This window comes from Streptosporangium sp. CA-135522, assembly GCF_050949235.1.
In the GTDB taxonomy this organism is placed as follows: Bacteria; Actinomycetota; Actinomycetes; order Streptosporangiales; family Streptosporangiaceae; genus Streptosporangium.
On sequence record NZ_CP192026.1, the window covers coordinates 6111909 to 6127379 of the forward strand.

Below are 15471 nucleotides of genomic sequence, written 5' to 3' on the forward strand. Positions count from 1 at the left end.
GTGAACTCTCGCCACAAGGGCCCGATGGATCGGCGCCTGCTCGCCGCCCTGGCCGAGCATCCCGTCGCCGCGTCGCTGGTGGGGGTGGAGATGGTCGAGCGGTTCGCCTCCTCCCCCACGCCGCTCGGCATCCTGGCCTCGATCCCGCTCGGCGACCTGGCGGCCACGGTCAAGCGCACGGTGGCCGCCCAGAAGATCGGGTTCGTCAACATCGACTCGACGCCCGGCCTGGGGCACGATCCCGGCGCGCTGGCGTTTCTGCAGGGGATCGGGGCGGTCGGGATCTGCTCCACCCGGCAGGCGATGATCGAGCGGGCCGCCGGGCTCGGGCTGTTGACCATGCAGAAGGTGTTCGTGACCGACCGGTCGAACCTGCGGCGCAGCATGCAGTCCATCACGCGGTCGCGGCCTGACCTCGTGCAGCTCATGCCGGCCATGGTGATGCGGCACGTCGCGCCGCAGGTCAGGGCGGTCGGGGTGCCGTGCCTGGCCGCGGGGTTCGTGCAGAGCGCCGACGACGTGTTGGAGGCGCTGCGGCACGGGGCCGTCGGCGTGTGCACCTCCGACGAGGAGCTGTGGGGGCTGCGCCGCTCGGCCCTGCGCGCCTCCTGATCCGTCTCATCCGGAAGGACCATGCGATGACGCCTGCCCGCGTGCGGGAGACCGCCTCCCCCGCCGCGCCCGTCCGGCGAGCCCGGTGGGGGGCCGGTTGGCGGGGGCCGGCGGCGCCCGCCGTGTTCGTCGTCCTGTGGAGCAGCGCGTTCATCGCGGGCATCCCCGGGGTCAGGGCGGCGCCGCCGTTGCTGCTGATGTTCGGCAGGTTCGCCATCGCCGGGGTGCTGCTGGGGGCGTACGCGCTGGTCAGACGGGTGCCGTGGCCCCGGGGGCGGGACCTGGCGCACGTGGCCGTGGCCGGGCTGCTGATCCAGGCCGTGCAGTTCGGCGCCTTCTACAGCGCGCTCGGCGCGGGCCTGCCGGCCGCGGTCGTGTCGTTGGTGCAGGGGCTGAACCCGGTGGTCATCCTGCTGGTCGGCCGGGTGCTGGGCGAGCGGGTCGGCGCCGGGCAGTGGGCCGGGTTCGCGCTCGGCCTGGCCGGGGTGGTGCTGGCGGTGGCCGACCGGATCAGCCTGTCCGTCTCCGGGGTGGCGCTGTGCCTGCTCGGGCTGGCCGGGCTCAGCGCGGGCACCCTCTACCAGCAGCGCTACGCACCCCGCATGGACGCGCTGAGCGGCACCGCGATGCAACTGCTCGTCAGCGCCCCCGCCGCCGGGCTGGCCTGCCTGGCGCTCGGCCCGGTACGGGTGTCGGACTGGACGGCCTTCGGGCTGTCGGTCGGCTGGATGGCGCTGGTCAACTCCATCGCGGCGTTCATCCTGCTCAACCGGATGTTGCAGCGCTCACCGGCCAGCCGGGTGAGCACGGTGTTCTTCCTGACCCCGGCGGTGACCGCCGTACTGGCCTGGTCGCTGGCCGGGCAGCCGCTGCCGCCGCTCGCCGTCGCCGGGCTCGTCCTGGGCGGCTGCGGGGTGCTGCTGGCCAACCTCTCGACACGAAGAAGGGTGAACTGATGCGCATTCGCGGCGCGGTCCTGGAGGAGATCGGCCGGTCCCGGCCCTACGCCAGGTCACGGCCACTGTCGGTCTGCGACCTCGAACTCGACCCGCCGGGGCCGGGCGAACTGCTGGTACGGGTGGAGGTGGCGGGCGTGTGCCACTCGGACCTGTCGGTGGCGGACGGCAACCGGGTGCGTCCCCTGCCCATGCTGCTCGGCCACGAGGCGGCGGGCGTGGTGGAGCGGACGGGCCCCGGCGTCGACGACCTCGTCCCCGGGCGGCGCGTCGTGATGACTTTCCTGCCCAGGTGCGGCGGCTGCGACGGCTGCGCCACCGAGGGCGTCACGCCCTGCGTCCCGGGCAGCGCCGCCAACAATGACGGCACCCTGCTGAGCGGCGCGGTCCGCCAGCACAGGGACGGGGTTCCGGTGCTGCACCACCTCGGGGTGTCGGCGTTCGCCACGCACGTGGTTGTGGACCGGCGCTCGGTCGTCCCGGTGGAGGCCGACGTGCCGCCCGAGGTCGCCGCCCTGCTCGGGTGCGCGGTGCTGACCGGCGGCGGCGCCGTGCTCAACGTCGGCAGGCCGCGCCCGGGACAGACGGTCGCGGTCGTCGGCCTGGGAGGCGTGGGCATGGCGGCGCTGCTCACCGCGCTGGCCCTCGACAACGTCCGGGTGATCGGCGTCGACGCCAACCCGGCCAAGCTCGCCACCGCCCGCGAGCTGGGCGCGCACGAGGTGTACGGCCCGGCCGACCTGCCGGGCGAGGCGGACGTCGTGGTGGAGGCGGCGGGCAGTGCGCGGGCGTTCGAGACGGCGGTGACCGCGACGGCCCCCGGCGGCCGGACCGTCAGCGTGGGCCTGCCCGCGCCCGACGCCCGCGCCTCGATCTCGCCGCTCGCGCTGGTAGCCAGCGGGCGCAGTATTGTCGGCAGCTACCTGGGCTCGGCGCTGCCCTCCCGCGACATCCCGGTGTTCGCGCGGATGTGGCGGGAGGGACGGCTGCCGGTGGAGAAGCTGGTCTCGGCCAGGATCGGCTTGACGGAGATCAACGAGGCGATGGACCAGCTCGCCGGCGGCGACGCGCTACGGCAACTGATCGTCTTCGACTGACGACCGCCGGGCCGGAGGCTGCGCCCGCCCGGGCAGGGCCGAACCCATACTGGACTCATGCCACGCCCCGTTCTGCTCGTCGATGTCGATGGCGTACTCAACCCCTACGGCACCTCCGAATGCCCGGCAGGGTTCACCGAACACGACCTGTTCCTGGGGAGGAAACGGTCCGCCTGTGCCCGGCACACGGAGAGTGGGTCAACGAACTCAGGCAGGTCTTCGACATCGCCTGGGCTACTGCCTGGAACGAGGAGGCCAATCGCCTGCTGGCTCCGCTTCTGGGCGAGCACATCCCGAGCTCTCCAGTGGTCCCGGTAGGAACGGAGCAGAAAACAACGGATATGCAGGTCAGCGGTCGGTCTCCCCGGCCGTGCTCGAAGATTTCTACGGGGACCCCGGCCTGCATATGCGTTGAAAATTTCGCCGAAACTACCGGGACCCCGAGAAGCCATGCGGAGTTGGTCCTTTCGCCGGCTGATGACCATGGTAGGAATGGTCCGCCCGGTCCCGGGCGGGGTCCGGCTCATTCTTCTGCTCCGGGCCGGGTGGTGGCGGAGTCGAGGCGTGCGCGTAGCTCGCGCACCTCGGCGCGCAGGGCCTCGCGCTGGGCCTTGAGGTCGTCGCCCTGGCCGCGCAGGTCGGTGATGCGGTCCTGGGCGGCCTCGTGCAGTGTCTGCAGTCGGACCAACTCGGTGGCGCTGGTCGCGCCTTGGGCGCGGGCGTCATCCAGCTGCGTGCGCAGGGCGCGCAGCTGCTCGTCGCCGGTGTGGCGCAGCTCGTCGAGCTCGGCGCGCACCGCATCGGTTTCGGCGCGGGCTCGGCGGCCGTCGTCCTGGGCGGCGGCCGGCTGGGTGGCCAGGGTGTCGGCGCGGGTGCGCTTGCCGGTGGCGGGCGGCAGCGGCCGCTCGTCCCAGGCGCAGCGGCCGTGCGGGGCGGGGTCGATGCCGGGCCGGGCCGGGGCGGTGGCGTCCGCCGCGTCGGTGGGCGGGCCGGCGGGGGCGGGTGGGGTGTCGGGCATACGAGGGCGCTATCAAAACGTATCTATGCAATGCGATAAGAAGGCGCATCGCGACGATATGTTTTAATGCGTCGATCGCAGCCTGGCGATAATCCCGGTTATGTGGCCGTACGTGACCACGTTTGCGGTACCTGACTATTTGGCTGTATGTGGTGGTGGGGGGTAGGCAGTTGAACGACGATACGGAGTCCGCCCGCAGGGCGCGGGATGATGGTGAGGGATCCGTCGTGTGCTTGGGTAATGCTCTTGACGATTGCCAGGCCGAGGCCGACGCCTGCGTGGTCGTTGCATATTCGTTCGGTGCCGCGCTGAAACGGTTCGGTGAGTGTCGAGACCAACTGCGGGGAGAGTTTCTCGCCGCTATTTTCGACCGTGAGCAGCACGGTCTCGGGGCGGACGCTGGTCTTGACCCACACAGTGCCTTGTTCGGGCAGATTGTGCACGATGGCGTTGTGCACAAGGTTCATCGTCATCTGCAGCAGGAGCGCTTGCGACCCGATAGCCGGTGTGATGTCACCGGAGGTATCGATGGTGACACCGCGTTTCTCGGCGAGCGGGAGCAGTGTTTCGGTGGCCTCTTCTACGAGTAGGGACAGGTCAACAGGTTCTCGGGTGAAGGACCTCTGGCCAGCGCGGCTGAGCACGAGTAGCGCCTCAGTGAGGTCGATCGCTCGAGCGTTGACGGCGTGAAGACGGTCGACGAGTTCGCCAGGGTCGTGTGTCGGATCATTGCGGGCCACGTCGAGAAGTGACTGCGAGATCGCCAGTGGGGTGCGCAGTTCGTGCGAGGCGTTGGCTGCGAATCTCTGCTGTTGGGCGACGTGTGCTTCGAGCTGGGCGAGCATGTTGTCGAAGGCGTCGGCGAGTTCGCGGAACTCGTCTTTGCGGCCTTCCAACTGGATCCGGTGGGAAAGTGACCCGTTCGCGGCCATGCGTGTAGCGTCCGTGATGAGGGTCAGGGGGGCGAGCATCCGGCCGGCGAGAATCCATCCTCCCAGGAGACCGAATACCAGCAGGAACGCCAACACGATGGCCGCGACCGGAGTGAACGAACGCAGGATGGCGGAGCGGTCGATCATCAAGTCACCGGTGGTGTAGACCGCATCTTCGGGTAGGCCTCGATCTTCGGGTAGGCCTCGCAGGAAGTAGACCAACACGGCGGCGAGCAGCAAAGCACCTGCGAGCATGAGGAATCCGGCGTAGCTGAGGGTGAGTTTGAGGCGAACACTCAACCCAGGCGCTCTATCCACGGTCGCCTCCCTCACGTCCAGTGTCTGGTTGAGTGCCGATGCGGTACCCGGCGCCGGCCACGGTGGCGATGATCCCGGGTTCGCCGAGCTGTTTGCGCAGTGCCGAGACAGTGATGCGCACGGCGTTGGTGAAGGGGTCGGCGTTCTCATCCCACGCTCGCTCCAAGAGTTCTTCGGCGCTGACGACACCGCCTTCGGCAGCGACGAGGACTTCGAGCACGGCGAACTGTTTCCGGGTGAGCGCGACGTAGCGGTCGTCGCGGTAGACCTCGCGGCGGAACGGATCCAGACGCAGGCCGGCGATCTCTCGCACGGGTGGTCTGTGGTGGGCGCGCCTGCGGTCGAGCGCTCTGAGACGGAGCACGAGTTCTTGGAGCGCGAAGGGCTTGGTGAGGTAGTCGTCGGCGCCGAGTTCGAACCCGGAGGCTCTGTCGTCGAGCCGGTCGGCAGCGGTGAGCATGAGGATGGGCATGCCGCTGCCGGAGGCGACGATGCGTTTGGCGATCTCGTCGCCGGACGGGCCGGGGATGTCGCGGTCGAGGACGGCGATGTCGTAGGCGTTGATGCTCAGCAGTTCCAGAGCGGTGTGACCATCACCGGCGAGGTCGGCGGCGATCGCTTCCAGACGTAGGCCATCGCGGATGGCTTCTGCCAGGAAGGGTTCGTCCTCGACGATCAACACGCATGCTCCCGAGGCTACGAGCCGGCGCATATCGTCGGCATATCGAAAACCGCATACGCGCTGGCAACACCCACGCCGGCTCAACTAATGACATGAACCACAGCGAACCAGCACGAACAGCGCCCCGTCGGATTCCCGGAGTCCTTTGGGCGGAGGCCACATGCGTGTACTGAGGACGATTCTGGTCGGCTTGGTGATGCTGGTCGCCGCCGCGCCGGCGGCGGTCGCCACGGCGGCGGCCAGCGGCGGCCGGCACGAATGCGCCACCGCGACCAGCCGGTGCATCGGCACCCTGACCGTCCCACTGAACTGGCAGGATCCGCAGTCGGAGAAGATCACCATCAGGTTCGGGTACATCCCGCGGGCCGACCGATCGCGCCCAGCCCGCACCTCGATCCTGGCGATGCCCGGCGGTCCGGCCCCGCTCGGACCCAACGCCGAGCGCGTCGACTCCTTCGGGAAGGTCTTCCAGCCTCTGCTGGACCACTCGGACATGATGATCGTGGAGTTCCGCGGGATGGGCGAATCCGCGCCGCTGCGGTGCAAGGCGCTGCAGCAGGGGAAGCCGGAGTCGGTCAGCCAGTGCGCGCGTGAGATCGGCGACAGGGCCCAGTTCTTCAGCAGCGACCAGTACGTCGCCGATGTGGAGACGGTGCGCGCGGCTTTGGGCTTGTCCAAGGTAACCGTCGTGGGATCGTCCTGGGGCGCGCTGAGCGGACAGGCCTACACGACCCGCTACCCGGACCGGGTGCGCGCCCTGTACATCGAGAGCATGATCGGCCCAATCGACAAGGCCGGCCGGTGGCAGCTCGGCGAGTCGGAAGGCAAGGAGATCCAGGAAGCCATCGACCACTACGCCCGCGCCTGCCAGCGATCGTCGGCCTGCCGCCGAACCGCCGGCGGCGACCCGCAGGCACGCTGGGACGCAGTGGTGCGGAAGACACGCGCCGACCGCGACGCGACGCTGACCCCACAGCGACTGCTCGGGGCGCTGCGGTCGACCTCTGATCCAGCCATCGCCACCGACGCGACCGCGGCCACCGCCGCATACCTGGACGGCGACCCGGCCCCGCTGCGCCGCGTGCTCGACCGGGCCGCCCCGCTGGCCGGCAACAAAGGCGCAGGATCCAAAGCGCCGTCCAAGGAGTCACCGGATAGGGCCGGTACGACGGCGTACCTGTGTTCCGACCCGCGCTGGCCGTACGACCGCACCGCCGACGAGGCGACCCGGCGCCGCCAGTTGGTGACCTGGCATGCCGAGCGCAACCGGTACGCGCCGTTCACCCTCGCCGAGGCGGGCAGCGGTACAGACTTCTGCGCAGGCTGGCCTACCCCGCGAGAGAACAACGCGATCGAGCCGCACCGGCCGGCGGTGCCGATGCTGGCCGTCGCCGTCGAGTTCGACCCGAAGGCGATCATGGGTGCACGCACCGCGGCGCGGGCATTCCCCCGCGGCCAGGCGGTCACCGTCCAGGCCGGGTACCACAACCCTGCGGTCGAGGGCCGTGGGCCAGGTGGCGAGTGCGCGCGACAGATCATGCACCGGTTCATCCAGAACCCGGGGCGGGTGTCCGACACGTCGTGCACGATGGCCAACTACCAGGCACACGGTCGCTTCCCTGCGACCGCGGCAGCAGTACCGGCCGCCCGCGGCGGCGGGCTCGACGCTCCGCAGCGCACACTCATGGCGGCTGCGTTCGCCACCGCCGCCGACACGGTAGCCATGCACAACCCGCATCGCGCCTCGCGGCCGGACACCGAGCCCGGGCTGCGCGGCGGGAAGGTCACCAACGGTACAGACGGCACGATCACCTTGGACAAGGTCCGCTACGTCGCCGACCTCGCCGCCACCGGCACTGCCAAGGTCGCCGGCGACAAAGCCACCGCCAACCTCACCGTCACCGGCCCCGCCGGCGCGACCCACAAGGTCACGCTGCAGTGGAAGGCCTTCACCGCCACTGACACCACCCCCGTCACCGGCACCCTCGACGGCCGACCGTTCCGGGTAAACGTCCCCGGATACTGATGACCCACCCCACCCCTGTGGGGCACTCGCGGCCCCGAGCGCCCCACAGGGGTCCCAATGGCGGCACAGCCAGCCGCCGAGGCACCGGGGCTCCACGGAGGCACGTCGGTGGGCCAGATCGCACCGACCACCGCCAGCCGGTAGTGGACCTACCACAGGAGGGCAGGCCGGCAGGTGATCACTCAGCGCTACCACCGATTACGGGACAGAGCCGATTACCGGGACAGCCCGCACGCTCGGTTCTTCTTGGGCCCGGGCTGCGTTCGGTCAACTTGGCCTACGTGAAAGAAGAGATCATCGTCCTCTGACCTGCTGGAAGGGTCCTCCAGCCCTAGATAACCATCGCCCAGGGTCTCATCAACCCCGCGGCCTATTCGCCGAAGACGCCGCCGCTCCACCCACCGCCGTCGGCGGGCCGGGTCCGCAAAGGCCGCCAGCCGTTGTCGAGCTTGGCGAGCTCCGCCTCGACCTCGACGGGAATCGCCCCGAAGAAGTTGATGTTCTCGCTGCGGCCGGGTGAGATGTGGGCGAGCAGCTCATCCTCGACGGTCCTGCCGTCCGCACGCAGCCGCTGCACCGCGAGCCCGAAATACTCTGTCGTCCAAACCACCACACTGTTGGTCAAGATGGTCAGGCACCAGGCCTGCTCGGTCTGGTCGGACAGGTACGGCCGGGCGGTGATGGTGCCCTGCTGGGCGTAGTGCAGGTCTCGCCGCAGCGCGTGCAACGATTCGCCCTTGATGAGCTGCCGGGAGATCCGCCGCCGGTAGACCGGGTCCGACAGATAGCGCGCGGTGTGCAGGGTCCTTCTGAGCAGTCCCCACTCCTTGAGCGCGGTCGCCAGGGTGTTCTGGCGCAGCGCGGCCGACCATTTGCCGACCACCAGGGAGGCGGTGGCCTGCCCGTACTTCAAGGAGGCGCCCATCCGCATCAGGTCGTCCCACGTGTCCTTCCACCAGCGCCTCGCCCCAGCGGGCGTTCAGCAGCGGCCCGGCGTTCGGATACTGCAGGTTCATGACGGTGGGGGTGTCGTCCCGGACCAGGGTGACCTTCGTCAGGTCCCGCATCCTGGGGGTGAGGCGCTTGCCGACCAGGTCGAACAGACTGAAGTTGATCAACGTGGCGCCATGCGTATCGGTTGCGTGATCATGGAGGGGGAGATCGGTCTTGTTGCCGAGGAACTCATCCAGGATGTACTGGCCCTCGCGAGTGGTCGGCACGAACTGCTGAGTGCCGAACGTCGACCACTGATCCGAGACGTGAGTGTAGGACGACAGCACCTGCCCGCCGTAAATCGTCATGTTCCGGCTGGTCAACGACTTGCCGCGGACTGGGAAGCGTTGCCCGTCGGAAGAGGACATGGTGCCGCCGCCGAACACCTTCGACAGCTCCAGCGCGTGGTGATGGCTCACGATCACTGTGTTGGCGTCCCGGAGGGTCTCCTCGCGGATGTACCACTCCATCGTCCACGCCAGCACCTCATACGACACCCCGCACGCCTCCGACATGCGCACCAACCCGAAGTTCGTGCCGAGCCCGATCAGGCAGGCCAAGATGTTCCGCTTGGTCTCGGCGGACTTGGCGAGCTTCCGGCCGCCGGCGTGGGTGAAGCAGTCCACGAAGCCCGTCCTGGCGTCGAGTTCGATCAGCACCGAGGCGATCGGCGCGAACGGCAGCATCCCCGCCAGATCGTCATGCAGCTGCTTGACCTCGGTGGGGATGTCCTCGGCCGACAGCGGCGGCACGATCAGGTTCCCGTCGCCGTCCAGCCGGATCGCCCCGGCCTGGTCGGGTGGCGCGTTCCGCAGCGTGTCCTCCAGATCGGCGAGGGCGGCGTGCAGCTCTGTCTTGCCGACCTCGACCGCGTCCTTCCCGTTGAGTGGTTTGCGGACCAGCTGGGCGTACTCGGCGCGTTTCGGCTCCCACTGCTCGGCGGTGTACAGGTACGTCGATGGGTCGGCGTACCGCCGCGACCCGGGCACGAACACGTCCCCGGAGCGCAGCCCGTCCCGCAGGCACAGGATCACCACGAGTTCCCAGTAGTGCCGGAACGCGGTGTCCTCGCCGGACTTACGGGCCTTGTCCAGGTAGTCGGCGTACCGGGCGGGAACGAACCCCGTCGGCGCGTCCGCCGGCACCTTGCGGCCGCCTGTCTCGTTCAGCCTCTTCAAGATCTCCACGGCCGTCATGAGCTCGTCGGTGCCGGGCCCGCCCTGGAAGTCGACCGCCGCCAGGACGTTCGGGGTGAACTGGCGCAGGTAGGAGTAGGAGGAGTCCAGCTCCGACAGCCGTCCGTGGTCCTTCGGCAGCGGATTCCGCGCATCCGAGGTGATCTCCCTCAGGCGCTGCATGCCGATCTGCTCGCGCAGCATGCCGCCGACCTGCTCGTCCGCGATGGCCGGGTCGGCCAGCACCGGCAGGATCAGGTCCATCAGCAGCTGCCGGGCCTCGCCCTTCTTCGCGCGCTCCACCAAGGCCTCGTCGGTCTTGGTCTTGGCCCGCGACTCACGCGCGGACACGGCCTGGTCGAACAGGGCGACGGCCTCGTCCAGTTGGTCGATCGCCGCCTGCGCGACGAACGCCAGCAAGATCGGGTACTTGCGTTCCTCCCGCCGGTCCAGTGCCTGGTTCGTCGACCTCCGCGCCACCGTCGCCAGGAACCGGCGCCGCTCGTTCGGCAGCGCAGACAGATCCATGGTGTGCACGTCGATCGCCCGCAGCCACAACAGCTTGTCGATCGACGTCTTCACTGCCGACGCGGTGGCCTCCCGCGCCCCCTGCCGCAACCACTCCAGCCGGGTCATCCCCAACCCCATGTCCACGCCCAGCAGCCGCTCCAGGTCCGCCCGGACCTCCTCGGTCAGCAGATGCCCCAGCAGCTCCGTGGTCAGCGCGGTCGCTCCGGTGCGGGCCTCGCCGACCATCTTGGCCAGCACCGTCGGACCCGGCCGCACCACGTGCGCCGACATCAGATACTCCCGCGCCAGATTGAACAGCAACGTCGGGCTGTCATGCTCCATCGCCCTGTCCAGCAGGAACTGGGTCAGCTCCTTCAACGCCTGGCTGCCCGGAGCGGTCGTCTTCCAGCCCAGATACTTGACCACCAGCTTCAGGTGGTCGGTCCGGGTATGGTCCCGCCGCCCGTATCCCTGCAACGCTCCCGGATGCAGCCGCAACTGCTCCGCCAACCGGGCCACCGCCGCGGGCGGCACCGACGCCACATCATCCGGTACGAACCCGAGCCAGGACAACGTTCCCAGCTGGACGGCAAGCCCCAGCTTGTCGCCTGGGCCCCGTCCCGGGTCCACGAACGCCTGATCCGCCGACGTCAACGTGAAATGCTTGATCAACTCCTCCCGGCTGATCTCCGGGAACGACTACAGCTGCTCCAGCTGCTCGGCCGTGAACATCTTCTGTGACACGAAACCACACTCCACGCACGAACCTGGACAAACGGTCCGAACGTAGTGGCAGCGCCTCCGAAGGCGATCATCGGCCCCCGCTTAACCCCAGCTCAGGGGCATATCCGACGGAAATTCCTACAGGACTACCGGGAACCCTCGCGGTCGCCGAGGGGCGGTCACGAGTGGCCCCAGGTCGACGACCAGATCGCATCGGGAAGCGGCGGCGCTCCGTCGCATCGCCAGGTGCCGGAGCGCCAAGGGCTCATTCCGGCCGCGTCCCGAGCCGCTCGGCCAGGAAGGCGATGATCTCGTTCCGGGCCTGCATGGTGGGGTGACCGTCCTGGTCGACGAGGTGTGCCGTGACGACGCTGTGGGCGCAACCGACGACGTCACGGAAGAAGGGCGGAGGGTCCGTGTTCGCCGTCTCGGCTTTGAGCACGCGGCCGTCGAATGCGTCCCCGAGCAGCGCTCGGTAAGCCGCGAACCGCTGGCCAGTGCACCACCTGTCGTTGTCGAAGCGGTAGGCGAGAACCTTCAATCCGTCTCGCGCTACGCGTTCAGCCACGGCAGCAGCGTCTTCGTCGCTGATCTCCAGACCGCCGGGGTCGTCGAGCGGAAGCGACGGATGGTTGACCACTGGTGCGATGACAGCGGGTTCGAGCGCCATGGTCAAGGCGAAGTTGCCGGTAAAACACAGACCGACGGCGCCGACGCCAGGCCCGCCACGCTCGGCGTGCGCCAGGCGAGCGAGGCCGCGCAGCCATGTGACGACGGGGCTGGTGCCGCCACCGGCAAACGCTCGGAACTCGGCGCTGACGCACGCGCGTCGAACGATGGTCTCGCGTGCCTCGGCGAGCGGATAAGCACCGTCGACGCCGAAAAGAGAGGGCAGGTACACGGAGAAGCCGGCATCACGCACCCAACGCGCGAACCGCGCGACGTCGGGGCTGATACCCGGCATCTCAGGCATGAGGATGACTGCCGGTCCTGACCCGGCAACGTACACGGTCTTGTCGACGTCATCGACGCTGACGGTTCTCCGCGAGAAGTCGTCCAAGGGGTCGCTCTGTCCTCGCATGATTGTCATGACCGAGATGATGATGAGTGGCCGCCCTCCTGAGAAGCGGCGGCATCGCCACGTATCCCGGTAATATCGCCATCCGTTCAAAGACGCCGGAGGGGCCGCATGAGTCCGCTGCGAGTTGGTGTCCTGGCCTACCCTGGCTGCTTCGCGTCGGAGGTATTCGGAGTCCCCGACCTTCTGGCAATGGCAACTCACATCGCCGCGGCGCAAGGGTCAGTTCAGCCGGCCTACGAGACGTCGGTCATCTCGCCCCGGCGGCGTGTGATCGCGTCCGGCGGCTCGGTCCTCGACGTCTCGGCGGTTCGCCCGGTAGACATCATGATCGTGCCGGGCTTCGAGCTTTCGCCCACGCTCGATCTCGACGCGACACTCGCAAACCTGGGACCGGAAGTAGCGTCGATTCGATCGCAGGCGGCCTCGGGGACCGCTGTCGTATCGATCTGCGTGGGCGCCTTCCTGGTCGCTGAAGCCGGACTGCTCGGCGGGCGCGAAGCGACCACGTCCTGGTTGTTCGCGGATCGGTTCGCCCGCCGATACGCCGACGTGCGCCTGCGCCCGGAAAGCTTGGTAGTGACCGACCGGGGGGTGACGACCACAGCGGCCTTCAGTGCCATGTACGACTTCGCGCTGCAGCTCATCCGCGAGCACGACGGCCCTCGCGTCGCCCGTAGCACCGCGCGTATCGCGCTTGTTGATGATGCACGTTCCACGCAGGCTCCCTATGTCGACTCGGGGCTCATACCCACTGTGGGCAGGGAGTTCTCGCTCGGCGTCAAGCGGTGGCTCGACCAGAACCTCAGTGCTCGCTATGACCTGCCCACCCTCGCCCAGGAGTTCCACGTAAGCACGAGAACCATGCTCCGTCGCTTCGGCGACGAAGCCGGCGAGACGCCACTCGCGTACCTGCAGACGGTCCGGGTACGTCGAGCCAGACACCTGCTGGAGACGACCGACAGGACCGTCGCAAGCATCGCCGCCGACGTCGGGTACCGCGACCCTGGGGCGTTCAGCGGCATCTTTGCCAGACACACGGGCCAGCGGCCGAGGGAGTACCGCGCGATATTCCATCGTCGCTGCGACCACCACGGGTCAACCCGACGAACGGAGACGACGTGAGCTTGCTCCGCTTTAACGGACACCTTTGGTGTGGTGGTCAGGCCGTGTACGCGGCCTCGTAGGCGGCGGGACTACGGTAACCGAGGCTGCTGTGTAGCCGGTGCAGGTTGTACCAGCCCTCGATGAACTCGAAGATCGCGCTGCGGGCCGCGGCACGGCTGGGCCAAGGACGATCGCCGAGCAGTTCGCCCTTCAGCGTGGCGAAGAACGACTCGGCCAGGGCGTTGTCCCAGCACTGGCCGGTCCGGCCGACCGACAGCCGCACCCCGAGCTGACCGGCCGGCTCAGCGAAGGCGCCGCTGGTGTATTGGCAGCCGCGATCCGAATGAAAGATCACCTCCCGGGTGGGGCGACGTCGGCGGCAGGCCGCGCTCAAGGCCTCGGCCACCAACTCAGTGCGCAGGTGATCGGCGGTGGCCCAGCCCACCACCCGGCGTGAGGCGATATCGATGACAACCGCCAGATACAACCAGCCCTCCTGAGTCGGGATGTAGGTGATGTCCCCGCACCAGCGCGTATCGACCGCGGCCGCATCCGGCTGGAACTCCCGACCGATGAGGTCAGGCCGAACGGCCGCGGCCGGGTCGGCGATCGTGGTCACCTGTCGGCGGCGCCGGTGACGGCCCTGCAACCCGGCCGCTCTCATCAGCCGCGCTACTCGGCGCCGGCCGCAGCCGGCCCCTTCCCGCTGTAAGACGGCGTGAATCCGCGGAGCGCCGTAGGTGCCGCGCGAGTGCCGATGGACCTCGGTGATGCGCTCAGCCAGGTGCCCATCACGCACCGCACGAGGACCAAGAGCGCTCTGGCGGCGGGCATAGAAGGCGGCTCGGGAGACCTTCAGCAGCTCACACGCCCGTTTGACGTTGTGTCCGCTCTGCTTTTCCGCCTCGATGAAGGGGTGCGCCCTCACCGGGTCTCCTTCGCGAAGAAAGCCGTCTTAGATTCAAAGAGTCAAGGCAACGCATTGGGCCGGGGTTCGGTAGCCGAGGCACTTGCGGGGGCGGTTGTTCAGTCGGGCGGCCAGGGCGCGGTTTCTTCTTCCCCATGCTCTCCATCATGGACATCCTTCCGGGGACGAGCCCCTGATCTCGGATGTCCGTCAAACCAGATCAAACCCGATCAGGAGCCGCAGTCTCTGCGAATCTGTGGCGCCCAGCGTGAACGCGGGCCACCAGACCACGAGTGTTCCCGCCGCCGATGCGGCCGCGATGGCCCGCAGATCGGGATGGATCTCGGGCAGGCTGCGCTTCCCCTTTGGACTCGGCTCGGAGGACGTTCCAATGGACGGCTCAGGCCAGGGCCGAGATCTCGATCCGGGTGTGGTCGGTGGGAGCCACCAGGCAGGAAAGCACGACGCTCCCCTGCTCCAGGTGTTCCCCCATGGACGAGGTGAGCCGGGCCGTGCGCTCGATCTCGTACGGGCTGCCGGCTTGAGGGGTCACGCGGAGCCGCAACAGCCAGATGTAGCGTCCGTTGAGCTTGTTGGACGTCTCCTCGGCCCCCAGGACCGCCGCGTTGCACGGCACCGCCGCCGCGCGCTCCTCCGGCGTGAAGGTCTGCAGCGCGGCGGATTCCAGGCTCGCGAACGAGATGGAGCCTATGGTGAGCATCCCCGCGCCCAGGAGGATGAACGTCGCGCTGACATACGCCCCGACCCGGGTGTGCGGCTTCCGCCTCAACACGAGGAACAGCACCACGGCCACGATCAATGCGATTACGGCGAGTGTCCCGAAGACGATCGATGCCATCGTTCTTCCTCATGCTGATAGGCGGGGCCTGGCGGGCCGGCCTTGTTCGTTCCGATGCCGGTAGTTGACCAGGTGTCGCTTGCAAGGCGACTGCAGCCCGCATGATCGCGCTGACCGACCTCTCGGCTCTTGCTCTCGCTGGCTCCCTGAGCAGAACTGACAGTCTCCGCGCATACCTGGTGACAGCTTCGTTGGCGACAGGCCATGTTCGGCGGATGCTGCGACACGAACCGTAACCCTGATTACTAAGGAATAACCCCACAGTTCCCTGAGCCCTCCATCGTCGCCATAGCTCCAGGATCTGGGCGTTCTCCGTACAGAAGACGTCGGTTCAGCAGTTGAAGGGATCTCGGGATCGGTGAAGCCTTTTCCTCTTCGTTGAGGTTTTTGTCGTGGTGGTGAAGATGAGGAGGCGCGTGGCCGGCCCGTCCATGGACGCCTTGGTCCGGTGTCGAGCGTTGCCCTGACAGAGAACGCT

The 15471-nt window shown here is 68.4% G+C and carries 12 protein-coding genes and 1 pseudogene; 5 read left to right on the forward strand and 8 right to left on the reverse strand.

What is annotated here, in order from left to right; translation table 11 throughout:
• The 3 genes from ACQPYK_RS29220 to ACQPYK_RS29230 are packed head-to-tail and all read left to right on the forward strand — an operon-like array spanning position 1 to position 2665.
• The gene (locus tag ACQPYK_RS29220; RefSeq protein ID WP_433237589.1) at positions 1-612 is read left to right on the forward strand and encodes a glycerol-3-phosphate responsive antiterminator; all 612 of its coding nucleotides are present in this window, start codon (positions 1-3) and stop codon (positions 610-612) included.
• Positions 613-638: 26 nt separating this feature from the next.
• Positions 639-1568: a DMT family transporter gene (locus ACQPYK_RS29225; RefSeq protein ID WP_433237592.1), complete on the forward strand. Its 930-nt coding sequence runs from the start codon at positions 639-641 to the stop codon at positions 1566-1568.
• Positions 1568-2665 (forward strand): alcohol dehydrogenase catalytic domain-containing protein, encoded by a 1098-nt coding sequence (locus tag ACQPYK_RS29230; RefSeq protein WP_433237595.1) that lies wholly within the window; start codon positions 1568-1570, stop codon positions 2663-2665. Before ACQPYK_RS29225 ends, ACQPYK_RS29230 begins: the two co-directional genes overlap by 1 nt.
• Before the next feature lie 523 nt (positions 2666-3188).
• Here ACQPYK_RS29230 and ACQPYK_RS29235 read toward each other — a convergent pair.
• The 3 genes from ACQPYK_RS29235 to ACQPYK_RS29245 all read right to left on the reverse strand — a co-directional run bounded on the left by ACQPYK_RS29235 (position 3189) and on the right by ACQPYK_RS29245 (position 5615).
• Positions 3189-3683, reverse strand: a complete 495-nt coding sequence (locus ACQPYK_RS29235) for a hypothetical protein (RefSeq protein WP_433237598.1) — start codon at positions 3681-3683, stop codon at positions 3189-3191.
• A 98-nt stretch (positions 3684-3781) separates the two neighbouring features.
• The gene (locus tag ACQPYK_RS29240) at positions 3782-4915 is read right to left on the reverse strand and encodes a sensor histidine kinase (RefSeq protein ID WP_433237601.1); all 1134 of its coding nucleotides are present in this window, start codon (positions 4913-4915) and stop codon (positions 3782-3784) included.
• Between the two features lie 10 nt (positions 4916-4925).
• Positions 4926-5615 carry a response regulator transcription factor gene (locus ACQPYK_RS29245; protein ID WP_433237604.1) on the reverse strand — a complete coding sequence of 230 codons (690 nt, stop codon included), beginning with the start codon at positions 5613-5615 and terminating at the stop codon, positions 4926-4928.
• A gap of 160 nt (positions 5616-5775) precedes the next feature.
• Here ACQPYK_RS29245 and ACQPYK_RS29250 point away from each other — a divergent pair, with 160 nt between their 5' ends.
• Positions 5776-7641, forward strand: coding sequence for an alpha/beta hydrolase (locus tag ACQPYK_RS29250; RefSeq protein ID WP_433237607.1), 1866 nt, complete (start codon positions 5776-5778; stop codon positions 7639-7641).
• A 370-nt stretch (positions 7642-8011) separates the two neighbouring features.
• Here the strand turns inward: ACQPYK_RS29250 and ACQPYK_RS29255 are convergent, their stop codons facing one another.
• From ACQPYK_RS29255 to ACQPYK_RS29265, 3 genes and pseudogenes are all read right to left on the reverse strand, one after another.
• Positions 8012-8572 carry a Tn3 family transposase gene (locus tag ACQPYK_RS29255; protein WP_433237610.1) on the reverse strand — a complete coding sequence of 187 codons (561 nt, stop codon included), beginning with the start codon at positions 8570-8572 and terminating at the stop codon, positions 8012-8014.
• A 31-nt stretch (positions 8573-8603) separates the two neighbouring features.
• Positions 8604-11006 (reverse strand): annotated as a pseudogene (locus tag ACQPYK_RS29260) (Tn3 family transposase); the annotation flags it as partial.
• 301 nt (positions 11007-11307) lie between these two features.
• Entirely contained in the window at positions 11308-12132 is an 825-nt protein-coding gene (locus ACQPYK_RS29265) for a dienelactone hydrolase family protein (RefSeq protein WP_433237613.1), read from the reverse strand.
• Between the two features lie 180 nt (positions 12133-12312).
• Here ACQPYK_RS29265 and ACQPYK_RS29270 point away from each other — a divergent pair, with 180 nt between their 5' ends.
• Entirely contained in the window at positions 12313-13245 is a 933-nt protein-coding gene (locus ACQPYK_RS29270; protein WP_433237616.1) for a GlxA family transcriptional regulator, read from the forward strand.
• Positions 13246-13282: 37 nt separating this feature from the next.
• On the opposite strand, the gene ACQPYK_RS29275 is transcribed toward ACQPYK_RS29270, so the two are convergent.
• Together ACQPYK_RS29275 and ACQPYK_RS29280 are read right to left on the reverse strand one after the other, a co-directional pair.
• Positions 13283-14155 carry an IS3 family transposase gene (locus ACQPYK_RS29275; protein ID WP_433237619.1) on the reverse strand — a complete coding sequence of 291 codons (873 nt, stop codon included), beginning with the start codon at positions 14153-14155 and terminating at the stop codon, positions 13283-13285.
• Between the two features lie 379 nt (positions 14156-14534).
• Entirely contained in the window at positions 14535-14993 is a 459-nt protein-coding gene (locus ACQPYK_RS29280) for a hypothetical protein (RefSeq protein ID WP_433237622.1), read from the reverse strand.
• Between the last annotated feature and the right edge of the window lie 478 nt (positions 14994-15471).